Source organism: Actinomadura citrea (assembly GCF_013409045.1).
Lineage (GTDB): Bacteria > Actinomycetota > Actinomycetes > Streptosporangiales > Streptosporangiaceae > Spirillospora > Spirillospora citrea.
In genome coordinates this window covers 7,029,809-7,053,243 of the sequence record NZ_JACCBT010000001.1, presented here as the reverse complement: position 1 = coordinate 7,053,243, position 23,435 = coordinate 7,029,809, and the positions used below count along the sequence as shown (strand labels likewise).

General features: G+C 74.9%; 18 protein-coding genes. 7 read left to right on the top strand and 11 right to left on the bottom strand.

Annotation, left to right across the window (positions count from 1 at the left end):
* Positions 1 to 69 precede the first annotated feature (69 nt).
* Positions 70 to 993, bottom strand: a complete 924-nt coding sequence (locus BJ999_RS32255) for a hypothetical protein (protein ID WP_179836755.1) — start codon at positions 991 to 993, stop codon at positions 70 to 72.
* 188 nt (positions 994 to 1,181) lie between these two features.
* On the opposite strand from BJ999_RS32255, the gene BJ999_RS32250 reads away from it, so the two are divergent.
* Positions 1,182 to 2,231: an alpha/beta hydrolase gene (locus BJ999_RS32250; RefSeq protein ID WP_218935325.1), complete on the top strand. Its 1,050-nt coding sequence runs from the start codon at positions 1,182 to 1,184 to the stop codon at positions 2,229 to 2,231.
* On the opposite strand, the gene BJ999_RS32245 is transcribed toward BJ999_RS32250, so the two are convergent.
* Both BJ999_RS32245 and BJ999_RS32240 read right to left on the bottom strand, forming a co-directional pair.
* Positions 2,228 to 3,655, bottom strand: a complete 1,428-nt coding sequence (locus BJ999_RS32245; protein ID WP_179836753.1) for an aldehyde dehydrogenase family protein — start codon at positions 3,653 to 3,655, stop codon at positions 2,228 to 2,230. The genes BJ999_RS32250 and BJ999_RS32245 overlap by 4 nt on opposite strands.
* A gap of 5 nt (positions 3,656 to 3,660) precedes the next feature.
* A complete protein-coding gene (locus BJ999_RS32240; protein ID WP_179836752.1) occupies positions 3,661 to 5,139 on the bottom strand; it encodes a PucR family transcriptional regulator in 1,479 nt (492 codons plus the stop codon).
* 91 nt (positions 5,140 to 5,230) lie between these two features.
* On the opposite strand from BJ999_RS32240, the gene gabT reads away from it, so the two are divergent.
* Complete coding sequence (gene gabT, locus BJ999_RS32235) at positions 5,231 to 6,592, top strand: 4-aminobutyrate--2-oxoglutarate transaminase (RefSeq protein WP_179836751.1); 1,362 nt, start codon at positions 5,231 to 5,233, stop codon at positions 6,590 to 6,592.
* Positions 6,593 to 6,682: 90 nt separating this feature from the next.
* Here gabT and BJ999_RS32230 read toward each other — a convergent pair whose 3' ends face one another.
* The 4 genes from BJ999_RS32230 to BJ999_RS32215 form a co-directional block, all read right to left on the bottom strand.
* Positions 6,683 to 7,672 carry an LLM class flavin-dependent oxidoreductase gene (locus BJ999_RS32230; protein WP_179836750.1) on the bottom strand — a complete coding sequence of 330 codons (990 nt, stop codon included), beginning with the start codon at positions 7,670 to 7,672 and terminating at the stop codon, positions 6,683 to 6,685.
* Positions 7,673 to 7,709: 37 nt separating this feature from the next.
* A complete protein-coding gene (locus BJ999_RS32225) occupies positions 7,710 to 8,018 on the bottom strand; it encodes a hypothetical protein (RefSeq protein WP_179836749.1) in 309 nt (102 codons plus the stop codon).
* A 104-nt stretch (positions 8,019 to 8,122) separates the two neighbouring features.
* Positions 8,123 to 9,811, bottom strand: coding sequence for an ExeM/NucH family extracellular endonuclease (locus BJ999_RS32220; RefSeq protein ID WP_179836748.1), 1,689 nt, complete (start codon positions 9,809 to 9,811; stop codon positions 8,123 to 8,125).
* Positions 9,812 to 9,887: 76 nt separating this feature from the next.
* Positions 9,888 to 10,751 carry an NAD(P)-dependent oxidoreductase gene (locus BJ999_RS32215; RefSeq protein ID WP_218935324.1) on the bottom strand — a complete coding sequence of 288 codons (864 nt, stop codon included), beginning with the start codon at positions 10,749 to 10,751 and terminating at the stop codon, positions 9,888 to 9,890.
* Between the two features lie 81 nt (positions 10,752 to 10,832).
* On the opposite strand from BJ999_RS32215, the gene BJ999_RS32210 reads away from it, so the two are divergent.
* On the top strand, positions 10,833 to 13,808 hold the full coding sequence (locus BJ999_RS32210; RefSeq protein ID WP_179836746.1) for an ATP-binding protein: 2,976 nt from the start codon (positions 10,833 to 10,835) through the stop codon (positions 13,806 to 13,808).
* Here the strand turns inward: BJ999_RS32210 and BJ999_RS32205 are convergent.
* The gene (locus BJ999_RS32205; protein WP_218935323.1) at positions 13,805 to 15,025 is read right to left on the bottom strand and encodes an MFS transporter; all 1,221 of its coding nucleotides are present in this window, start codon (positions 15,023 to 15,025) and stop codon (positions 13,805 to 13,807) included. The genes BJ999_RS32210 and BJ999_RS32205 overlap by 4 nt on opposite strands.
* 47 nt (positions 15,026 to 15,072) lie before the next feature.
* Between BJ999_RS32205 and pdxR the strand changes: the two genes are divergently transcribed.
* The 4 genes from pdxR (at position 15,073) to BJ999_RS32185 (ending at position 20,645) form a co-directional block, all read left to right on the top strand.
* Complete coding sequence (gene pdxR / locus BJ999_RS32200) at positions 15,073 to 16,482, top strand: MocR-like pyridoxine biosynthesis transcription factor PdxR (RefSeq protein WP_179836744.1); 1,410 nt, start codon at positions 15,073 to 15,075, stop codon at positions 16,480 to 16,482.
* 111 nt (positions 16,483 to 16,593) lie between these two features.
* Positions 16,594 to 17,865, top strand: coding sequence for a lipase family protein (locus BJ999_RS32195; protein ID WP_179836743.1), 1,272 nt, complete (start codon positions 16,594 to 16,596; stop codon positions 17,863 to 17,865).
* Between the two features lie 57 nt (positions 17,866 to 17,922).
* Positions 17,923 to 18,891: an acyl-CoA desaturase gene (locus BJ999_RS32190; protein ID WP_179838961.1), complete on the top strand. Its 969-nt coding sequence runs from the start codon at positions 17,923 to 17,925 to the stop codon at positions 18,889 to 18,891.
* Entirely contained in the window at positions 18,888 to 20,645 is a 1,758-nt protein-coding gene (locus BJ999_RS32185) for a fatty acyl-AMP ligase (protein ID WP_179836742.1), read from the top strand. Before BJ999_RS32190 ends, BJ999_RS32185 begins: the two co-directional genes overlap by 4 nt.
* Positions 20,646 to 20,661: 16 nt before the next feature.
* On the opposite strand, the gene BJ999_RS32180 is transcribed toward BJ999_RS32185, so the two are convergent.
* The 3 genes from BJ999_RS32180 to BJ999_RS32170 all read right to left on the bottom strand — a co-directional run bounded on the left by BJ999_RS32180 (position 20,662) and on the right by BJ999_RS32170 (position 23,406).
* Entirely contained in the window at positions 20,662 to 21,906 is a 1,245-nt protein-coding gene (locus BJ999_RS32180; RefSeq protein WP_229810340.1) for a PucR family transcriptional regulator, read from the bottom strand.
* Positions 21,907 to 22,048: 142 nt separating this feature from the next.
* A complete protein-coding gene (locus tag BJ999_RS32175; protein WP_179836741.1) occupies positions 22,049 to 22,891 on the bottom strand; it encodes an EamA family transporter in 843 nt (280 codons plus the stop codon).
* Positions 22,888 to 23,406: a MarR family winged helix-turn-helix transcriptional regulator gene (locus BJ999_RS32170; protein ID WP_179836740.1), complete on the bottom strand. Its 519-nt coding sequence runs from the start codon at positions 23,404 to 23,406 to the stop codon at positions 22,888 to 22,890. Before BJ999_RS32170 ends, BJ999_RS32175 begins: the two co-directional genes overlap by 4 nt.
* Between the last annotated feature and the right edge of the window lie 29 nt (positions 23,407 to 23,435).

The window sequence follows — 23,435 nt, the reverse complement described above, 5'->3', positions numbered from 1 at the left end:
GACGATCACCCGACTATGCGAAAGCCCACGTCTGCGCACCACCCGGTCCCAGCCGAGAGGACCGGGGGCTCAGGCGTAGGGGTCGGGGGAGGCGAGGGCGAGGGTGCAGAGGTCGTCGAGGCTGTCGTCGGTGTAGTCGGCGGGCAGTTCGATCCCGAGCGTCCGGAAGACGGACCGGATCTCCTCGGCGCTCGGGACGCGGCTCAGCTGCGTGTTCCGCAGCGAGTGCAGCGGCAGCCGTCTGGCCTGCTGGAAGCTGACGTGCAGCTCCGTCTCCCAGGACAGGTACGTCGGCGTGCCGCTGTTGATCACCAGGGCGGGGAACTCCGGGCCCCGCTGGGTGAAGATGAGGCAGCTCGTCGACAGCTCGTAGCGCAGCAGCGAGTAGGCCGAGGAGAGCCGCACGTCGATGTCGAGGAGCTCGTAGCGCTGCTGGTGCCAGGCCGCCGCGAGGATCGTCGCGAACAGCTCGCGGCGGGTCTCCTCCACCGTCCAGGTCTGCTCGGGGCTGTCGGAATCGGTCGCCAGCCGCTGGTGCAGCCGGACGTACTCGCGGCACAGGTCCGGGTCCATGGGGTCGAGGATCTCCAGCCGGAAGTCCAGCCTGCGCCGCAGCGGCCGGGCGGTCGCCACGCACTCGGGGAGCGTGACCGCGCGGATGAAGGCGCCCGTCCCGCCCCGGAAGACCCAGCGGTCGGTGGTGCGGCGCGCCTCGGTCAGGACGCGGTTGCACTCGGTCCCGCTGATGACCCGCACGTCCAGCTGCTTCTGCAGGGCCTCGACCGACTTCTGCACCTCGATGCCGCGGGTGTCGCTGCGGGCGCGGTCGCGCAGGAGGACGATGGAGACCACGGCCAGCGTCGCCATGGTGGCGCTCTGCACGACCTTGGTCGAGGCGATCCCGGCGATGTCCAGGCCGAGGATGACGACCGCGAGGACGAACGCGACGGCCACGTCGACGTAGGCCGTCAGCATCTTCCAGATCCGCTGCATCCACCGCTCCCGTCACCCACCGCCACAGGGCCGCGACGATCCTAGCCACTTCGGCCCGGATGCCAGAGCCCTTTGCGGGCGGGGGTTCCGGCGGCCCGCGCCGGTGTGCCCGCGGCCCCCGGGGAGGGGATGGGCCCCGAGGGCTACTGGGGAGTACGGTGTGCGGGACCCGAGGGCTGGAGGCTGGTGTGGCGTCGTTGACCGAGAAGGTGCCGCCGGGGGTGACCGGGGCCGTGCTCCGCGCCGTGTTCGCGCTGCCGGGGCCGGTGAAGCGGCTCATCGCCGGGACGCCGGTGCGGCGGGACGGGCAGCGGCTCGCGCTGGACGCGCAGCTCCTGCTGACGATGATGCGGCTGGAGGGCGAGCGGAGGCTGGCCGGAGGCACGGTCGAGGATGCGCGGCGGGGGATCGCCCGTGGGCAGTCGTACCTTCCGGGGGTGCCGGCGCGGCCGGTCCGGACGCGGAAGGTGGACGCGGACGGCGTGCCGGCGCGGCTCTACACGCCGAAGGGCCTCGCGGAGGGGTCGCCGCTCCTCGTCTTCTACCACGGCGGCGGCTGGGTCATCGGGAGCCTCGACACGCACGACACGGTGTGCCGGTACCTCGCCGTGCACGCGGAGGTGCGGGTGCTGTCGGTGGACTACCGGCTCGCGCCCGAGCACCCGTACCCGGCGGCGACCGATGACGCGCTGGCCGCCTACGAGTACGCGGCGGCCCACGCCGGCGACCTCGGCGCCGACCCGGGGGCCCTCGCGGTGGGGGGCGACAGCGCCGGCGGCAACCTCGCGGCGGTCGTGGCCGTGCAGGCCCGGCGGACGCCGGACTTCGCGCTGCTGTACTACCCGGCGATCGACATGTCCGTCCTGCGGCGGTCGCGGGACCTGTTCGCCGACGGGTTCTACCTGACCGACGACGACATGACGTGGTTCAGCGACCACTACTGCCCGGAGGCGCGTCGCGCCGAGCCGGCCGCCTCGCCGCTGCTCTTCGACGATCTCGCCGGCTTCCCGCCCACCTACCTCGTCACCGCCGGGTTCGACCCGCTGCGGGACGAGGGGGAGGAGTTCGCCGAGCGGCTGCGGAAGGCCGGTGTGCCCGTCGCGCTGAGGCGGCAGGAGGACCTCATCCACGGGTTCGCGAACATGTGGTCCCTGGGCGGGCGGTTCCGTGAGGCGGCGTCCGAGGCGGCCGGGGCCCTGCGCACCGGGCTGTACGCGGGGCCCCGGGGCCGGGGCTAGAGGGGCAGGCCCGTGAGGATCATGACCTTCTCCTCGGTGTAGTCGGCGATCGCCGACCGCAGCCCCTCGCGGCCCACGCCGGAGTCCTTCACGCCGCCGTAGGGCATCTGGTCGGCGCGGTAGGACGGGACGTCGCCGATCACGACGCCGCCCACGTCCAGCTCGCGGTGGGCGCGGAACGCCACGTCCAGGCTCCGGGTGAACACGCCCGCCTGGAGGCCGAACTTGGAGTCGTTGACGAGGGCGAACGCCTCGTCGGCGCCGTCCACCGGCTGGACGAACATGACCGGCCCGAAGACCTCCTCGCGGGCGATCTTGGAGTCGGGCGGGACGTCGGCGAGGACGGTCGGCGCGTACGCGGCGCCCTCGCGGGTGCCGCCGGTGAGCGTGCGCGCGCCCGCGGCGACGGCCTCGTCCACCCAGGCCTCGACGCGCTCGGCGGCCTCCTCGTTGACCAGCGGGCCGACCTGGGTCTTGTCGTCCCACGGGTCACCGGTGACGAGGGAGGAGACCGTGTCGACCAGCTTCGGCAGGAACGCGTCGAGGACGGTCCGGTCCACGTAGACGCGCTGGACGGCGATGCAGCTCTGCCCCGCCTGGTAGTTGGCGAACAGCCCGATCCGCTTGGCGGCCCAGTCGAGGTCGGCGTCGGGCAGGACCACGGCCGCGCCGTTGCCGCCGAGTTCGAGGGTGACGTGCTTGCGCGGCGCCCGGTCGTTGATCGCCCAGCCGACCGGCACGGAGCCGGTGAACGACACGATCGGCAGCCGCGGGTCGTCGACCAGGGCGGAGGCGCGGTCGTTCGGCACCGGCAGGACCGAGAACATCCCGGCGGGCAGGTCGGTCTCGGCCAGCAGCTCGCCGAGCAGCAGCGCCGACAGCGGCGTGGCGGGGGCGGGCTTGAGGACGATCGGCGCGCCCGCGGCGATCGCCGGCGCGATCTTGTGGGCGGCGAGGTTCAGCGGGAAGTTGAACGGCGAGATGCCGAGCACCGGTCCCTTCGGGACGCGGGTGATGTAGGCCATCCGGCCCTCGGCGGCCGGGTCGGTGTCGAGCCGCTGCGTCGTGGCGGCGATGCGGCGGGCCTCCTCGGCGGCGAACCGGAACGTGGAGATCGCGCGGGTCACCTCGCCGCGCGCCCACAGCAGCGGCTTGCCGTTCTCACCGGTGATCAGCCGGGCGACCTCCTCGGCGCGCTCGGCGAGCCGCGCGGACACGTGCGCGAGGGCCTCGGCCCGCACGTGCAGCGGCAGCGCCGCGGCCTCCCGGCGGACGCCGTCGGCCGCGGCGACCGCCTCCTCCACCTGCGCGGGCGTCGGCACCGCCGCCGTCCCGACCACGCGGCCGTCGTAGGGATGCGTAACGGTCAGCTCGCCGTCACCGGTCTCGGGCCGGCCGGCCAGCCAGAATGGGGTCACGTTCATGCTTTTCACGGTATCCGCGGTGCGCTCGATTGGGAGTCGCCACGATGTCCAATCCGTTCCTCGACGTTGGACGCGATGGCGAGCGCGATCCACAGTTCGGCGCGGACGGCCGGATCGTCCGGGTCGCGCCCGAGGAGCTCGGCCGCCTTGCGCATCCGCGACCGCAGCGTGTGCCGGTGCACGCCGAGCGCCCGCGCCGCCGCCTCCCCCTGCCCGTTGGCCGCGACGTAGGCCCGGACGGTCTCGACCAGCCCCTCCGCGCGGAGCGGGGCGAGGAGCGCGTCGGCGAAGGCGTGCGCGAGGCCGGGGTCCATCAGCCCGAGCACGCCCTGCCCGGGGAGCCGGGAGTAGTGCAGGACGTCCCGGCCCGACCGCCCGGCCGCCGCGAGGGCCTCCTCCGCCTGCCGCAGCGCGGGCCGCAGGTCCCCGGAGGCCGGGTCGCTGACGCCGATGGGGCCGCTGCCCGCGAGGAGCCGTTCGACCGTCCCGAGCGCCCCGTCCGGCACGATCACGGCGATGCGCCCGCCGAGCGGCAGCGCCGGGCACCGCGCCCCGGCCGCGTCGGACTCCAGCGTGTCCAGGACGGCGGCCCCGCCGGCGCAGACCAGCACCCGGACGGGCCCGCGCGGGATCGCCGGGCCGTCGTCCGGGCGGCCGAGCAGCAGCGCCGCCAGCGACGCCCGGAGCTCGCGCCCGGTGCGCGGCGTCTCCGACTGGAGCGTCAGCAGGGCCACGGCGGCGCCCACGATCGTGTGCGCCGTGGGAGGGAGCGGCGCGTCCGCGCCCACCGCGAGGAATCCGCGCGGCCGCCCGCCCAGCCCGATGCGCTGCACGACGATGTGGTCGTCGGGGACGGCCAGCGCGACGCTCGCGGCGGGGCCGCCCTTGTCAGGGCGGTGCCGCAGCCGGGCCAGCTCGGGAGCGAGGTCTCCGGCACGGTCGCGGGCGCGGGCGGGTTCGGCGTGCCGGACGTCGCCGGACGCGTCCAGCAGCAGCGCCCACCCGCCGAGCAGCCGGGCGAGCCGGGCGACCAGCGCGCCGGGGCCGGTGAGAGCGGCCCGTGTCAGCTCGCGTTGGGCCTGGAACGCGCGGGTCACGTCCTCGTACCACTCGGCGGCGAGCACCCGGGAGACCGCCTTGCCGATCGCGATGAACGGGGTCGGGCGCGGTACCTCCAGCAGCACGAGCCCCTGGTCGCGGGCGGCTGCGAACAGCTCGGCGGGGACGGTCTCGTGGATGACGCCGACCGCGAAACCGAGCCCGGCGACGCCCCGCGCGACCAGCCGGGACACATAGGCCCCGGCGTTCGCGGCGGTGAGCCGCATGCCGGTGGTCAGCACCAGCTCGCCGCCCTCCAGGAACGGGGTCGGGTCCTCCAGTTCGCTGACCGCGACCCACACGACCGGGGTCGCGGGGAGCGGTCCGGTGAGCGACCGTAGTCCGAGCTGGGGAAGGGCGGCCACGGCGGCCAACGTGGGCGGCATGTCAATCCCTGTGCAAAGTGTCTACCTCGCTGGACGGATTTCGCCGTCCCGTACGGTTCATCGTAGGCGGCGCCAGGCTTATGTTCAGGCCATGACCAGCCAGGACCCCACCCTCGGCGCGAGCGGCTCCCGCCTGCCGCAGGAACGCCGCGTCGTGACCGAGATCCCCGGCCCGCGCTCCCGCGCGCTGCACGAGCGGCGCCTCGCGGCGGTGCCGCCCGGTGTCGGCAGCGTCCTGCCGGTGTACGTGACGGACGCGGACGGCGGTGTGGTCGTCGACGCCGACGGCAACTCGCTGATCGACTTCGGCTCCGGCATCGCGGTCACGAGCGTCGGCAACGCCAACCCGCGGGTCGCGGCGCGGGTGAAGGCGCAGGCCGACCGGTTCACCCACACCTGCTTCATGGTCGCGCCGTACGAGTCGTACGTCGCGGTGTGCGAGAACCTCAACCGGATCACGCCCGGCGACCACGAGAAGCGCTCCCTGCTGGTCAACAGCGGCGCCGAGGCGGTGGAGAACGCCGTCAAGATCGCCCGGTACGCGACGGGGCGGCAGGCGGTCGTGGTGTTCGACCACGGCTACCACGGCCGGACGCTGCTGACGATGACGCTGACCGCGAAGAACATGCCCTACAAGCAGGGGTTCGGCCCGTACGCGCCCGAGGTCTACCGGATGCCGCTGGCCTACCCCTACCGGTGGCCGACCGGCCCGGACGACTGCGGGCCGGAGGCGGCGGCGCAGGCGATCGACCAGATCACCAAGCAGATCGGCCCGACGAACGTCGCGGCGCTGCTGATCGAGCCGATCCAGGGCGAGGGCGGGTTCATCGAGCCCGCGCCCGGTTTCCTGCCGGCGCTCGCCGAGTTCTGCCGGGCGAACGGCATCCTGTTCATCGCCGACGAGGTGCAGACGGGCTTCGCGCGGACCGGCGACCTGTTCGCCTGCGAGCACGAGGGGGTCGTCCCCGACCTGGTCGCGACCGCGAAGGGCATCGCGGGCGGGCTGCCCCTGGCGGCCGTCACCGGGCGCGCCGACATCATGGACAAGGTGCACGGCGGCGGGCTCGGCGGCACCTACGGCGGCAACCCGCTCGCCTGCGAGGCGGCGCTCGCCGTCCTGGAGGAGATCGAGGACGGCAAGCTCACCGAGCGCGCCCGCCGGATCGGGGAGATCATGCTCCCCCGGCTGCGCGCCCTCGCCGCGCGGCACCCGGCGATCGGGGACGTCCGCGGGCGCGGCGCGATGATCGCCATCGAGCTGGTGCGGGAGGGGACGAAGGAGCCCGACCCCGAGCTGACCGCGCGGCTGGCCCGCCGCTGCCACGAGAACGGCCTGCTCGTGCTGACGACCGGGACCTACGGGAACGTGATGCGCTTCCTGCCGCCGCTCGTCATCTCCGAGGAGCTGCTGACCGAGGGCCTGGACGTCCTGGAGGCGGCCTTCGCGGGCTGATCCGCGGCGACGCCGACCGCCGGTCTCGCTCGGAGGCCGGCGGTCCCGGCGCGTCGGGCGAGGTCCTCACCGCCGGCGCGCGGTTCCGCGTCACGCAGGGTCGAGGCTCTCCCGGTACAGGTCGGCGAGGATGTCGTAGGAGCGCAGCCGGTCGGCGTGGTCGAAGACCTGCGTGGTCACCATGACCTCGTCGACCCCGGTCCGGCCGACCAGCTCGTCCAGCTGCTTGCGGACGGTGTCCGGGCCGCCCACGACCTGGTCGGCCAGCCGCGCGTCGATCATCTGCCGTTCCATCGGCGTGTACGGGTAGGACGCGGCCTCCTCCGGCGTCGGCAGCAGCCCCGGACGCCCCTGCCGCAGCCGCAGGAACGACAGCGCCTGCGGCGCGGCCAGCTCGCGGGCCCGCTCGTCGGTGTCGGACGCCGTCACCGACACCCCGATCATCGAGTACGGCTCGTCCAGCGCGCCGGGACGGAACGACTGCCGGTACAGGGTCAGCGCGGGCACGGTGTTCTCGGCGCTGAAGTGGTGCGCGAACGCGAACGGCAGGCCGAGGAGGCCGGCGAGCCGCGCGCTGTACCCGCTGGATCCGAGCAGCCACACCGGCGGCTCGTTCCCGGCGGCCGGGGTGACCTTGCCGTCCGCGGCGAAGTAGCTGCGCAGCTCGACGACCTGCTCGGGGAAGTCGTCGACCGACAGCGCCTCGGGGGACCGGCGCAGCGCCCGCGCGGTCGCCTGGTCGGTGCCGGGCGCGCGGCCGAGGCCGAGGTCGATGCGCCCGGGGTACAGCGCCTCCAGCGTCCCGAACTGCTCGGCGACGACCATCGGCGCGTGGTTGGGCAGCATGACCCCGCCCGACCCCACCCGCATCCGGGAGGTCGCCGCCGCGACCTGCCCGATCAGCACGGCGGTCGCCGAGCTGGCGATGCCGGGCATCGCGTGGTGCTCGGCCAGCCAGTACCGGTGGAAGCCGAGCCGCTCGACGTGCCGGGCCAGGTCGAGCGTGTTGCGCAGGGCCTGGCCGGACGTGGAGCCGGTGACGACGGGGGCGAGATCGAGGACGGAGAGGCGCACGGTCATACCGTGGCCAACCCGTCCCGGGCCGGTCCTCTTCCCGCTAGCCCTTCAGCGCGGCGACGACGACGATCGCGACGGCCGCGATCAGGACGGGGGTCGTGATGCTGAGCCACGACCAGTTCACCAGCGTGCGGGCCCGCGCGGGGTCCTCCCCGAACCGGGTTTCGGCCCGCGTGTACAGGAGGGCGCCGACCACGACCAGCGGCAGGAACACGAACGTCGTGAGGAGGCCGAGGGCGAAGGCGACGATCTGCCCGAACCGGGTGTAGGTCCCGTCGGGGCCGATACCGAATGCGAGACGGGGAACGGCGGGCGAGGCGGGGACGGCGCCGGACACGGCTTCGGTCATGTGCGCACCGATCTCTAGGAATGTGACCTGGATCATACGCTCGGTCACCGTGCCGCGCGAGAGGGCCGGCCGCCCTTTTCCGGCGGCCGGCCCGAGGGAGGGGCTCAGCGCAGGTCGAGGCCGAGCAGGACGGGGTCGTGGTCGGAGGAGCGGAACGCGTCCGGCCGGTAGAACGCGGGCGGGTTGAACTCGGTGTTGTAGTCGAGGAACACCGGCTCGTCGCCGTTGACGTGCCAGATCGTCGCGCCGGTCACGCGCCGCGACAGCGCTCTGCCCGCGAGCGCGTGGTCCAGCTCGCCCGACTGCCCGTCGAACACGTAGCTGTACCGCTGGTCCGGGCGGACGAACCGCTGCGTCTGCCCGACGAGCCCGGCGCCGGTGAGCGCCTTCACCGGGTCCTCGGCGGTGTAGGCGTTGAGGTCGCCGATCACGAGCGGGTTCGGCACGCCCGCCGCGAGCGCGCCGACCGCCTCGGCCTGGGACACGCGGCGGGCGTTGTAGCAGCCCTGGCCGTCGCCCTGGTCCTGGTCGGGTCCGGTGGCGCCGTCGCAGCCCTTCGACTTGAGGTGGTTGACGATCATGGTGAACGCCGTCCCGCCCGCACGGGGGCGGAACGTCTGCACCAGCGGCGGGCGGTCGAACACCGGGTCCTGCGACGAGCGCGCGTCACCGACCGGCGCGACCTTCGACGGCCGGTAGACGAGCGCCACGTGGATCTCGTCCGTCCCCGGGTACGGGTGCCTCACCCACGCGTACGTCCCGGCGCCCGCCGCCTGGTTGAGCCGGTCGACGATCGCCCCGACGGCGGTGTCGCCGTTGTTCTCGACCTCCATCAGCCCGACGACGTCGGCGTCCAGGCCCCGCAGCGCGGCGGTCAGCTTGGCGAGCTGCCGCTCCTGCTCCTCGGGGGTGTCCGCTCCGCGCTCGTCCAGCGTCGTGAACCAGTTCAGCGTGTTGAAGCCGGCGACGCGCACGTCACCGCCCACCTTCTGCGGCCGCTTCCGCCTCGGGTTCTCGTCGTCGAACCGCGCGGCCCTGGTCGGCTGCAACGCGTAGTCGCCGAACTGGTAGGTGAGCACGCCGGTCAGCCCGGTCGTGGCGTCCCCGATCCGCAGGACGCGGGGATCGGTGTACGGGATCGTCGCCGGGTTCTGCACGTTCGACCCGTCGTCGACGAGGAGCCGCCGCGCGTCGTTGCCCGCCTGGGTGGAGCCGTGCCCGTCGGTCGGCTGGAAGAGGCGGCCGCCGGCGGAGACGGTGACCTGCCCGTACCGTCCGAGCTGGTAGGTCTCGGTGGCGGTGAGCCGCTGGCCGAACCGCAGCAGCACGCCCTCGTACTGCTCCCTGCCCGCGCCGCCCTTGAGCGGCAGCCGGACGGCCGTGGACGCGACCTTCCCCTGGCCGCACACGTCCACGGCCGAGACGGGCGACAGCTCGGTGAGCCCGTTGTACTCGACGGCCTTGCCGGTGACCAGGACCCGGTCGCCGACCGCGACCTCGATGGTCGAGTAGACGAAGAGCCCGTCGGAGGTCCGCGGGTCCGCGTCGGGCGTCGGGTCCTGGACGAAGAAGCCCTTGAGCTGGTCGGCGCGCTGGAAGTCCGCGGTCACGACCCCCTCGACCCGGACGGTCTGCCCGGCGAGGGGGGTCGCGCCGCCGCTGCCCTGGACCTCGGCGATCTGGTGGTCGGCGGGGGTGCCGCAGGTGGACGGCTCCGCCGCGGCGGCCGTCTGGACGCCGGCGGCGAGGCCGGCGGTCAGGACGGTCGCGAGTGCTGCTGCTGTTCGGCGCATGGCGGGAGAGTAGGCGCGCCCCCTGCACGACCAGCGAACCGTTAATGAAGACTCCACCAATTCGCAACGGACCCGGCTACCGCGCGGGATGCTCCAGCAGGGGGATCAGGCGGGCCAGGCCGTCCTCGCCGTGGCCCTGCTCGACCGCGCGGTCGAGCAGGTCCCGCAGGGGGAGCAGGTACCCGGGGTCCACGCCCTGGTCGCGGCTCGTCTCGATCAGGCCGGGGAACGCGACCTGACTGGTCGCGACGCTGGAGACGCTGGTGGCGAAGTCGCCCGCCTCGACGGCGCGGGCCTGTTCGGGGAGCATGCCCATCATCGCGGTCAGCCACGCCGTGGCCATCGGCTCGAAGTCCGTGGCCGCGACCTTCTCCGACCGCACGAGCGCGAAGGCGTGCTGGAAGCCGGCGATCAAGCCGTACATGGCGTCCAGCAGGGCCAGGTCGAACAGCGGCGCGAGCCCCGGGTCGGCGCCGAGGAACTCCGGCCGGCCCAGCACGGCGAGCGTCTCGCGGTGCTCCTCGAACGCCTCCTCGTCGCCGCTGTAGAGGATCAGCGCCTCCGGCCGCCCGATCATCGGCGGGACGGCCATGATCCCGCCGTCCACGTACCGGGCGCCGAGCCCGGCGGCGCGGCCGGCCAGGGCGCGCGCCTGCCGGGGCGTCCCGTTGGTGAGCTGGACGATCGTGCGCCCGGCCGCCGCGCCGCCGTCGAGGATCTCCTCGGCGTTGGCGTACACGGACAGGCACACGATCACCAGCGGGCTCGCCGAGATCGCCGCCGCGGCGCTCTCCGCCTCCACGGCGCCCTTGGCCACGAGCGGCTCGGCCTTGGCGCGCGAGCGGTTCCAGACGGTCACGGTCCGCCCGTCCTCCAGCAGCGCCTCGGCGAGCGCGCTTCCCATCAGCCCCAGCCCGAGCACGGTCACGGAAGTCGTCATCATGTCGATCCTCTCGTTCGCAGGGCTCCAGCCTGCGGCGGGCGGGTTCGGGAAAGGTTCGGGCCGCATTACGGTGGGTGCATGCGCTTCGGGGTCCTCGGTCCGCTGGAGGTGCGGACCGAGGACGGCCGTCCGGTCCCGGTCCCGGACCGGAAGGTGCGGACGCTGCTGGCCGATCTCCTCGCGCACGCCGGACGCGCCGTCCCCGCCGACCGGCTCATCGACGACCTGTGGGGCGACGCGCTGCCCGCCGATCCGGCGGCGACGCTGCGGGCCCGCGTCTCCCAGCTGCGCCGGACGCTGGAGGACGCCGAACCGGGCGCCCGGGCACTGGTCGAGACCCGCCCGCCCGGCTACCGGCTGGCCGCACGGACCGACGCGCTCGACTTCGCGGACCTCGCCGGGCGGGCTGCGGACGAACCGGGCCCGGCCCCTCGCGCCGCGCGGTTCGCCGAGGCGCTGGCGCTCTGGCGCGGTTCGGCGTTCGCCGACTTCGCCGACGCGCCGTTCGCCGCCCCCGAGATCGCCCGCCTGGACGAACTGCGCCTCGCGGCCCTGGAGGGGCAGGCCGAGGCCCGCCTGGAGCTGGGCGAGGACGCGGCGCTGGCGGCCGAGCTGCGCGGACCGGTGGGCCGGCACCCGTTCCGGGAACGGCTGCGCGCGGCCCACATGCGGGCCCTCTACCGCGCGGGCCGCCCCGCCGAGGCCCTCGCCGCCTACGACGACCTGCGCGTCCGCCTGCGCGACGACCTGGGCCTGGACCCCTCGCCCGCGCTGGCGGCCCTGCACGCGTCCATGCTCCGCCGCGACCCGGCGGTCGCTGGATCACGGGGCAACCTGCCGGCCGACGTGGCGCCCCTCATCGGCCGCGACGCGGCCGTCCGGGAGCTGACCGCGCTGCTGGAGGAGTCGCGGCTCGTGACGCTGCACGGGATGGGCGGGGTGGGCAAGACCCGGCTCGCGGTGGCGGTCGCGCGCGGACTGCGCGACCCGGGCGAGGTGTGGCTCGTGCGGCTCGACGAGGGGCTGGAGGCGGGCGCGTCCGCCGACGACGCGGCGTCGTTCACCGCCGGGGTGCTCGGGCTGCGCGACGACGCGGGCTCCGGCGGCGGACCGGCCGCGCGGCTGGGCGAGGCGCTGGGCGGCAGGCGGGCGCTGCTGGTCCTCGACAACTGCGAGCACGTGGCCGAACCGGTGGCTCGGCTGGCGGCGGCGCTGCTGCGGGACGTCGCGGACCTGCGGGTCCTCGCCACGAGCCGGGAGCCGCTCGCGATCTCGGGGGAGCGGCTGTGGACCGTCCCGCCGCTGGACGCCGGGGCCGCCGCCGCGCTGCTCGCCGAGCGGGCGGGCATCGCGCCCGGACCCCGGAGCACCGAGTCGATCGCGGCGATCGTCGACCGGCTCGACGGCGTCCCGCTGGCCCTGGAACTGGCGGCGACGCGGGTACGGGCGCTCGGCCTCGCCGGTCTGGCCGAACGGCTGGACGACCGCTTCCGGCTGCTGTCGTCCGGTGCCCGGGACGCCCCGCCCCGGCAGCGGACGCTCCGCGCCCTGATCGACTGGAGCTGGGAGCCCCTGGACGCGCGCGGGCGGGCGGTGCTGCGGCGGCTGGCGGTCCACGCGGGCGGCTGCACCCTCGACGCGGCCGAGGCGGTCTGCGGCGCCGACGTCGAGACGCTCGCGGGCCTCGTCGACAGGTCGCTCGTCGTGGCCGGAGAAGGACCGCGGTACCGGCTGCTCGAAACGGTGGCCGCGTACGGCGCCGAGCGGCTCCGGGAGGCGGGCGAGGACGAGCGGGTGCGCCGCCGCCATGCCGAGTACTACATCCGCCTGGCCGAACGCGCCGACCTGCGCGGTCCGGGGCAGCGCGACGCCCTGCGGCGGTTGCGCGCGGAGACCGGCAACCTGCGGGCCGCCCTCGACGGCGCCGTCCGGGCCGGGGACGCCGGTCTCGCGCTGCGGCTGGTCAACGCCATGGGCTGGGCCTGGTTCCTGTGGGGCCGCGCCGGCGAGGCGCGCCGGGCGTTCGAGCGGGCGCTCGCCGTGCCGGGCGCGGCGGACCCGGCGTCCGCGGCCCGGGCGCGGACCTGGCACACCGGGTTCGCCCTGCTGGACGGCGACGGCGCGGACCGCGCCGAGCGCGTGCGCGAGGCCCTGGCCGCCGACGGCGACCCGTGGGCGCACTGGTTCCTCGGATTCGTCCGGGGAGGGTTCGGGGACCTGGCGCCGATCGACGAGCTCACGGCCCGCGCGCTGGACGGGTTCCGCGCCCGCGCCGACGGCTGGGGCGAGGCGGCGGCGCTCGCCGTCCGGGCCGGGCAGGCGCTGTCGGCCGGTGACCTCCCCCGGGCCCGGTGCGACGGCGAGCGGGCCCTGCGGCTGTTCGGTACGGCGGGCGACCGGTGGGGACGGCTCCAGGCCACCGAGACGCTCGGCCTGGTCGCGGAGGTGGCCGGCGACTACGCCCGCGCGCGGGACCTCCACGAGAGCGGGCTGCGCGACGCCGAGGAGCTCGGGCTCTGGGCGGAGGCGGCCGGACGGCTGGCCCGCCTCGGCCGCGTCGCGCTGCTCGAAGGCGACCTCGACGGTGCAGACGACCTGCACGAGCGCGGCAGGCGGCTGGCCGTCCGCCAGTCGCACCGCCGGATGGAGCACTTCGCCGAGATCGGCCTCGCCCTCGCGGCGCGCAGGCGCGGGCGCCTGGCCGAGGCCGAGGCGATCCTGCGCCGCTGGCTCGGCTGGTGCCGCGACATCGACGGCGCCCCCGGCCTCGCGTTCCTCCTGGCCGAGCTGGGGTTCATCGCCGAGCTGCGGGGCGACGCCGACCGGGCGCTCGACCTGCACACCGAGGGCCTGGCGGCGGCCCGCGCCACCGGCCACCCGCGCGCGGTCGCGCTCGCGCAGGAGGGCCTGGCCGGCGCGCTCTCCCTCGCCGGCCGCCGCGCGGAGGCCGCGCGGGCGCTGGCCGCCGCGTCGCGGGCCCGGGCGGCCGCCGGTGCGCCGCTGCCCGAGGCGGAGCGCGGCGACGTCGACCGGATCGCCGCCCGTCTCGGCTAGGAGCGGCGGGAATCGGAACGGCGGGAATCGGAACGGCGGGAGAACGCCAGGGGAAGGGCCAGGAGCATCACGGCGGAGGTGAGCGCGAAGGCGACCGGGTAGCCGGTCGCGGCGGCGGCGAGGCCGAACGCGGCGCCGCCGACGCCCATGCCGCCGTCGTAGCCGATGTTCCACAGCGCGCTGACCGTGCCGTAGCCGGACGCGGGCGCCCGCTCGAACATCACGGTCATGCTCGCGTTCTGCGTGACGCCGAAGCCCGCGCCGAACACCACCATGGCGGCGAGGACGGCGACCGTGTTCGGCGCGAGGGACAGCAGCGCGATGCCGGACGCGGAGACGGCGACGGCGGGCAGGAGGAGCCGCGCGGCGCCGTGCCGGTCCCCGATGCGTCCCGCCCACCAGCGCGAGAGCGTGGCGGCCGCCGGCTGGACGAACAGCGCCGCCGCCGCGACCCCGCCGGGAACGGCGTCGGGCAGGAACGTGATCAGGATGCCCGCCGCCATCGCGGTCGAGGCGAACGCGACGGCCGGGCGCAGCAGCGCCGCCGACCGCAGGCCCGCGGCGATGCCGAAGGGCCGCTCAGGGGCCGGCGACGACGAGGCCGGGCCGGAGATCCTGCGCGGCAGGCCGGGCAGCACCGCCAGCGCGGCGAGCGAGGCCACCGAGCCCGCGACGAACACCGGCGTGTAGCCGACCTCGCCCGCCAGCCACACCCCGAGCGGCAGCGCGAGCAGCGACGGCACCCCGGCCACGATCCCGAACACCCCGATCCCCTCGCCGCGCCGCTCCGCCGGGACGAGCGCCGCGACCAGCGCGCCCGTCACCACCACGGCCACCGCGAAGCCGAGGCCGCGGACCAGGCTCACCACGGTGATCGTCGCCATGGCCGAGGAGAACGGCAGCGCCAGCGAGGGCGCCCCGAGCAGCAGGATCCCCGCCGCGAGCACCCGTCGGTGCCCGAACCGGTCGAGCAGCCGGGGCAGCGAGAGTTCGGCGAGCACCGTCGTCAGCATCAGCGCTCCCGTGGTGAGGCCGGCGCCGACCCCGCCCGCGCCGCCGTCCACCGCGTACATCGGCACGACCGAGAACAGCAGGAAGAACCCCGTCAGCGTGGCGAAGGCGGCCGCGAACACCAGCGCCAGATGCCGCCCGACCAGCGGCGGCCGCACGGCCCGGACGGTGCTCGGACGCGGCAGGGTTCCCTGTGTCTCGCTCATGGGCATGACCGTAAGGGAGCATCCGGCCTGCTATATGGTCCAATTTCATGGCAATCGAGTGGGCCGGTTCGACACCGGAGCTGCTGCTGGCCCTGGACCGGGACGCGACCGGGACGCTGCGCTCCCAGCTGGAGACCGCGCTGCGCGACGCGATCTGCACCGGACGGCTGAAGGCGGGGGAGCGGCTGCCGTCGTCCCGCGAGCTGGCCCGCCAGCTCGGCGTCTCCCGCGGTCTCGTCCAGGAGTGCTACGGCCAGCTCAACGCCGAGGGATACCTGTGCGCGCGGACGGGGTCGGCCACCCGCGTGGCATCCGTCCGCGCGGTCGACGACGAACCGGCGCCCGGCGCGCCGCCGGACGCCTCCCGGCTCCGCGTCGACTTCGCCGCGGGCGTGCCCGACCTGGCGTCCTTCCCGCGCGGCGACTGGTCGTGGGCGCAGCGGGAGGTCGCCCGGACGGTGCGGAACGAGGCGCTCGGCTACGGCGACCCGCGCGGCAGCGAGGTCCTGCGGGGCGTCCTCGCCGGTCATCTGCGGCGGGTGCGAGCGGCGGTCGCCGAGGCCGACGACATCGTCGTCTGCGGCGGCTTCGCCCAGGGGCTCGGCATCGTCCTGCACGTCCTGGCCCGCCGGGGCGTCCGCCGCGTGGCGTTCGAGGACCCCGGCTACGGCGACGGCGCGACCATGGCCGCCGCGGATCGCGCCGGGATCGAGGCGGTGCCCGTCCCGGTGGACGACCTCGGGCTGGACGTGGACGCGCTGGACGCGAGCGGCGCCCGCGCGGTCGTCGTCACCCCGGCGCACCAGTGGCCGACCGGCGTCGTGCTGGCCCCCGAGCGGCGCCGCGCCCTCGCCGACTGGGCGTGCGAGCGGGACGGGGTCGTCGTCGAGGACGACTACGACGCCGAGTTCCGCTACGACCGGGAGCCCGTGGGGTCGGTGCAGGGGCTCGCGCCCGGCCGCGTCCTCGGCCTCGGGACGGTCAGCAAGTCGCTGGCCCCGGGCGTCCGGCTCGGCTGGATCCTGTGCCCGCCCGCGCTGACCCGGGCGGTGGCGGAGGAGAAGCGGCTCGCCGACCGCGGCTCGCCCGTGCTCGACCAGCTCGCGCTCGCCGCGCTCATCGAGTCCGGCCGCTACGGGCGGCACCTGCGCCGGATGCGCCCCCTCTACGCCGGGCGCCGCGCGGCGCTCGTCGCGGCCCTCGCCGAGCACGCGCCCGCCGTCCGGCTGACCGGGCTGGCCGCGGGTTTCCACGCCGTCGCGCACCTCCCCGGCGGGACGGACGAGCGGCGCGTCGTCGCCGAGGCGCGCAGGCGGTCGGTCGGCCTGTACGGGATGAGCACCTACCGGGCGTCCGGCGCGGCCGAGCCGCCGCGTCTCGTCCTCGGCTTCGGCGACCTCACCGAGACCGCGATCCGGGACGGGATCGGGAAGGTGGCCGACCTCCTCAGATCTTGAGTTGAGTGCTAATAACGGCGCCCCGGCATGTGACAGGACTTCATTCCGCGCGTCGCGCCGGGTGGGAGACAGTCGTCAGCATTCGGTTTCCAGTCCACTCCTGGAGCGAGAATGCGCTTCCGCAGCCTGCTCACCACCGCGGCGCTCGGCGCGGCCCTCGCCGTGCCCGTCGCCGCGCCCCCGGCCGCCGCCGTGCCCTCCGGCTGCGACGCGACCGACGCGGAGATCTACGCGGCGCCGCCCGCGACGGTCACGGGGAGCCCGGGGGATCTGCTCGCCTGCCGTCCGGCGAAGCTGACGAACATCCCCGGCGACGTCCCGATGAAGGCGTGGAAGGTCCGGTACGTCTCGACCGACGCCAAGGGCGCCGGGAACGTGGTGACCGGGACGGTCGCCGTCCCCGACGCGGCCTGGACGAAGGGCGGGTCCCGCCCGACCGTCGCGTTCAACCCCGGCACGCTCGGCTCCGGCCCGCAGTGCGCCTTCTCCAAGCAGCTCGCCGGCGAGTACGTCGACATGTACGAGGGCGCGAACCTGACGCTGTTCCTCAAGGCGGGCTTCGCGGTCGCCGCCACCGACGGCGCCGGGTACCTCGCCGGGCAGGTCCACACCTACATGGTCGGCGCGAACGCGGGGCATGCGCTGCTCGACGCCGTCCGGACGTCGCGCCGCATCCCCGGCGGACCCCTCACGGCGGACGGCGCGGTCGGCATCTCCGGCTACTCCGAGGGCGGTGCGGCCGCGCTGTGGGGCGCGCAGCTCGCCTCGTCCTACGCGCCGGAGCTGAAGGTCGTCGGCGCGGCGGCGGGCGGCGTGCCCGGCGACCTGAAGCTGACGGCCGAACAGCTCAACGGCAGCCTGTTCGCGGGCTTCCTCGCCGACGCGCTCGTCGGCCTGCACGCCGCCCACCCGGAGATGCCCTTCGACGAGCTGATGAACGACCGGGGCGTGCAGGCGATCAAGGACGTCAGGTCCAACTGCCTGTACGGGACGCTCGCGGTCTTCCTCGGCGCGAGGGCCGAGAGCTTCTCCACGGACGGCCTGTCGCTGGGGCAGATCTACGCGCTGAGGGGCCCCGGCGGCGTCACCTGGGGCGACATCGTCGACCGGCAGAAGCTCGGAGTCGGCATCGGCACCCCGTCCTCCGGCGCCACGTACAGGATCGGCTTCCCGGTGTTCCAGTACCGCGGCTGGCTCGAGGAGATCATCCCGCACGAGACCGAGGACGCCACCCGCCAGGCCTACTGCAAGGCCGGCATCACCACGACGTGGAAGAACACCTACCCGGCCGAGCACCTGTCCACCGACTGGGGAGCCGCCGGGGACGTGACCAACTTCCTCGGTGACCGCTTCGAGGGCAAGCCCGCCCAGGGCAACTGCTGACCGCGAAGCCGAGACGCACACCAAACGCAGCTACACGAGACCAAGGGAGTCGTGAACATGACAGCGGGCGTCGCCGACGTCGGCAGCCGCACCCCGCAGCCGGACCTGTCCGGCACCGTCCCGTTCCCCGAGCGCGTCGCGGTCGTGGTGTTCGTGGTGGGGCCCGTCATCGGGCTGCTGGGCGCCGTCCCCTTCCTGTGGGGCTGGGGGATCGGCTGGACCGACGTGGCCATCTTCGCGTTCCTGTATCCGCTGAACGCGATCGGGATCACGGTCGGCTACCACCGGCACTTCACCCACGGCGGATTCAAGGCCAAGCGGTGGCTGCGGATCGCCCTCGCGATCCTCGGCGGGCAGGCCATGCACGGCTCGGTGGTCCGCTGGGTCGCCGACCACCGCCGCCACCACAAGTACGCCGACCAGGAGGGCGACCCCCACTCGCCCTGGGCGTACGGGCCCGGCGTGTGGGGGCTCACCAAGGGGCTCTACCACGCGCACATGGGCTGGCTTTTCAGCAAGGAGCGCACGTCCCGCAGCAAGTACGCGCCCGACCTGCTGAAGGACAGGGACATCCGGTTCCTGTCCCTCGACCCCGTGTACGCCGTGATCGTGCTGTCGACGTTCCTCGTCCCGATGGGGCTGGGCGCGCTGCTCACCTGGTCGTGGCACGGCGCCGTCACCGCGCTGTTCTGGGGCGGGGTGATGCGCGTCTTCGTCGGCGACCACATCACGTTCTCGATCAACTCGATCTGCCACGTGTTCGGCAAGGAGGACTTCAAGACGCGCGACCGGGCCCGCAACGTGTGGTGGCTGGCGATCCCGTCGTTCGGCGAGTCCTGGCACAACCTGCACCACGCCGACCCGACCTGCGCGCGGCACGGCGTCCTGAAGGGGCAGATCGACATCAGCGCCCGCGTCATCTGGGTCTTCGAGAGGCTCGGCTGGGTCTGGGACGTCCGCTGGCCCGACCACGAGCGCCTCGCCGCCCGCCGCGTGACCGCCCCCAGCACCGGAGAGCGAGCATGACCGACCTTCCCCCGCTCGACCGCACGCCGCTGATCGAGCGGCTCGCCCGGTTCGCCAAGGACTTCCCCGGCGACCGCGCCTACACCTTCATGGACTACATGACGGACCCGGATGGCGTCGCCACCGACGTCACCTGGGGAGAGCTGGACCGGCGCGCCCGCAGCATCGCCGCCGCCATCCGCCGGGCCACCGAGCCCGGACGCCGCGTCGCGCTGCTCGCCCCGCAGGACCTGCACTACGTCACCGCGTTCCTCGGCGCCATGTACGCCCGCGTCATCGGCGTCCCGCTGTTCTCCCCGGACCTGCCGGGCCACGGCGACCGGCTCCTCGCCGTCTACCAGGACGCCGAACCCGACGTCGTGATCACCACCAGCGCCTCGCTGCCGCACGTCCGCTCGTTCCTCGCGGGCGGCTCCGTCCGGGAGCCCGCCGAGATCATCGTCGCGGACGAGGTGGACGCGGCGCTCGACTGGACGCCCGAGCCCATCGACCCGGGCGACGTCGCCTACCTCCAGTACACCTCCGGCTCCACCCGCACCCCCGCGGGCGTCATCATCACGCACGGGAACTTCGCGACGAACGCCGAGCAGCTGTGGCGGACGTTCGAGGGCATCCCGCGCGTGTCGTCCGGCGTGAACTGGCTGCCCGTCTTCCACGACATGGGCCTGGTCACCACCGTCGCGCTGCCGCTGGTGTACGGCAACCCGGGCGTGATCATGGATCCGGTGGCGTTCGTCATGCGCCCCGTCCGCTGGCTGGAGCTGCTCAGCGCGCAGAGCCACGCGTTCACCGGCGGCCCCAACTTCGCCTACGAGTACCTCACCGCGCAGGTCACGGAGGAGGAGAAGGCGAAGCTCGACCTGAGCGGCGTGCAGGTCTTCATGAACGGCGCGGAGCCGATCCGGGAGAGCACGCTCACCGGCTTCTACGAGGCGTTCAAGGACTGCGGGCTGCGGCCCGAGGCGCAGGTGTGCGCGTACGGGCTGGCCGAGGCGACCGTGTACGTGTCGGCGTCGTCCCGCTTCCGGGAGCCGACCCGCGTCGCCTTCGACCACGAGGGGCTGCGCCGGGGCACCGCCGAACCGTGCGACGCGGGCGCGCCCGGCGCGATCCAGCTGATCGCCTGCGGGACGTCCTACGGCCAGCACGTCGCCATCGCCGACCCCGAGACCGGCGTGCGGCTCGCGGACGGCGCCGTCGGCGAGATCTGGGTGCACGGCCCGAACGTCGCCGCCGGCTACTGGGGGCGTCCCGAGGCCACCAGGGAGACGTTCGAGGCGAAGCTCGCGGGCCACGGCGACCTGCCGCGCTCCCCGTGGCTGCGCACCGGGGACCTCGGCGTCCTGCACGGCGGGGAGCTGTTCGTCACCGGCCGGATCAAGGACCTGGTCATCGTGGACGGGCGCAACCACTACCCGCAGGACATCGAGTTCACCGTCTCCGGCGCGCACAAGGCGGTCCGCCGCGAGTACGCCTGCGCGGTGGCGGTCGACACCGGCGACACCGAGGGCCTGGTCGTGGTGGCCGAGCGGAACCGCCGGGTGCCGATCGCGCTGCTCGACCAGGACGAGGTGGCGCGGGCGGTGCGGACGGCCGTGAAGCAGCAGCATGACCTGCGCGTGCACGACTTCGTGCTGATCGAGCCGGGCGGACTGCCGCGCACCAGCAGCGGGAAGATCGCCCGGTCGGCGTGCCGGCAGGACTACCTCGACGGGAGGCTGCCGGTCGCGGAGGCGGCGTCCCGGTCCGCGTGAGCCGGGACCGGGCTCCTCACGCGTGCTCCCCGTCGGCGCCGTCGCGCAGCCAGACGGGGAGCAGCAGCATCAGCTCCAGCCGGATCGCCGGGTCCTCGATGTCGTAGTCGAAGATCTCGTGCAGCTGCGCCAGCCGGTACCGGACGGTCTGCGGGTGCACGCACAGCGCCTCCGCCGCGTCCGTCGCGTTGAAGCCGTGCTTGAGGCACTCCAGCAGCGTCACCGCCAGCCGGCCGCCGCGGTGCGGGCCGAGCGCGGTGAGCGGGGCCAGCCGCCGCCGCGCCGCCGCCTCGGCGAGCGTCCAGCCTTCCTCCAGCAGCAGGTCGGGCACGTACCGGTCGGCGTGGACGAGCGCGCCGGGGCCCTGCCGGCCGAGCCGTCCGGCCGCCATCGAGTCGAGCGTCCGGTGCGCCCAGTGCAGCGAGATCCCGGCCCGGTCCAGCGGTACGGAGGGCCCGACCGCGCCCGCCCAGCCGCCGAGGGTGGCGGTCAGCCGGGCGGGGCCGCCGGGGCGGTCCGGGTCGGGCATCACCAGGCACGGCCGCCCGCGGTCGATGCCGCTCAGCAGGGACGGCGGCAGCCCGGCGGGCCCCTCCCCGCCGCTGCCGGGCCGCGGCTCCAGCACGATCACCGCCAGCCGCTCGGGCAGCGGCCAGCCGGCGAGGTTGGCCTGCTCGGCGACGACCTCCCGCGGCGCCCCCGGGTCGGACAGCAGCAGGCTCAGCAGCCGGCCGCGGCGCTGCTCGCGCTCACCCGCGGTCTTCTCCCGCGCCCGGGCGTAGCCCTGCGCGGCGGCGGACGCCAGCAGGTCCAGGTACGCGAAGTTCGCCTCGGTGAGCGCGATCGCCAGGTCGCGGGGCTTCTTCAGCCGGTCGGCCTCCCGCGACAGGTACCGCCACGCGGTCCTGGAGGCGACCCGCATCGCGTTCTGCAGGTGCTCCAGCCCGCGACCCTCGACCGCCTCCCCGTACCCGATGTCGAAGTAGACCTGGTGCACCTCCTGCCAGGAGGTGTCGGGGTCGGCGATCATCTGCACGAAGTGCCCCATGCCCTGCGCCGTCGCGAGCCGCATCACCTCGATGTAGACGGGGTCGTCGGGGCGCGCGTACTCGGGGACGTGCCGCAGCACGCCCTCCACCATGGAGTCGACCAGGGCCGGAAGGTGCGGGCGCATCCACTGCGCCTCTTCTCGCGGTACGTCGCGCCAGGGTTCCCCTGACAGATCGTCGGCCTGGGCGGACCTCTCGTACAGCTCCGTCAAAGTGTCACCTCCGTCAGCGGACACTCGGCCCGCCAGGCTAGGTGGCGTGCGTCACACAAGACACTCACATCGGTGACAACGCCGCCCGGTTCCTTGTCACACTCGGCGGATGCGCCTGGTCGCAGCCGACAAGGAGTGGTCCTCACCCCGCCGCGAGGGTCAGCAGGACGACGGCCGCGGCGGCGCCGGCCAGGCCCGCGGCCTGCGTCCGCGACAGGCGCTCGCGCAGCGCCGTGACGCCGAGCAGCACCGGGACCACCGGATACAGCGAGGACAGCACGACCGCGATGACGACGAGCTGCTGCCGGGTCGCGAGGAGGTAGCAGACGAGCGCCGCCGCCGCGAGGCCGCCGTTCACCGCCGACCAGAGCCACACCGTCCCGCCCGGAAGGCGCCGCCCGCCCGAGCACATCATCGGCGCGATCGCGAGGACGGCCGCGACCCGTCCCGCCGCGACGGGCCAGATCCCGGAGTCGTCTCCCGCCTGGGCGAGGGCCAGGTACTGGACGCCGATCCCGGCCCCCGCGGCGAGCCCGTTCGCGAGGGCCGCGCGGACCCGGCCCCCCTCGTCCGACCGGGACCGGGACACCAGCCACAGCGCGGGCACCACGATGGCGATCCCGAGCCAGGCCGCCGCCGTGGGGCGGTCGCCGAGGAACGCGACGCCGACGACCACCGGCAGGGCCACCCCGCCGACCGCGCTCACCGGGACGACGATGCTCAGGTTCCCCTTGCTGATCCCCCGGTACAGGAAGACCATCGCGAGGCCCGTCCCGGCGCCCGAGAGCGCGCCCCACGCCAGATCCCCCGCGGACACGGCGCGGGCGGGCACGGCGAGCGCGGCCGCGACCGCGCACGCGAGCCCGCCGATCTGGCCGAGCAGCGCGACGGCGGCGAAGTCGGCGCGCCGCGACAGCAGCCCGCCCCAGACGTCGGCGACGCCGTAGAGCAGGGCCGAGGCGAGGGCCAGGAGAACGCCCGTCATGCGCGTCCCGCGTCGCGTTCGGCCTGGCCGACCGGGCAGACGCCACCGCTCGTGCAGCACCCCCGGTCGCAGAGGCGGCAGATGACCTCGGAGTCGCCGATCTCCTCGTAGAGGCGGGCCAGGAGCTTGGCCAGCAGCCCGGTGAGCACCTCGCGCTCGGCGTCGTCCAGGACGGCCAGCACACCGGCCAGCGGCGCGCCCCGCGCGGCCAGCATCGCGCGCACCGACTCCTCGCCTTCCGGCGTCAGCAGGACCTGGACGGCGCGCCCTCCGCCGGGGCGGCGCCGGACCTGGCCGGCGGCCTGGAGCCCGTCCACCATGCGCGCGGCGGCGGACTGGGTCAGCCCGACGCGGCGTCCGAGTTCGGTGACGCCGAGGCCGGGCGCGTGGGACAGGACGACCAGCGCCGCCGCGCCGCTCGCGCCCACCCGTCCCGCGTCCGTGGCCCCGGCCAGCACGAGGTCGGTCACCGCCAGCGAGGCGGCGCCCAGCAGGTTCGCCACTCTGTCATGCATGAGTCATGCATGTTAGCAGGGACGGTCGC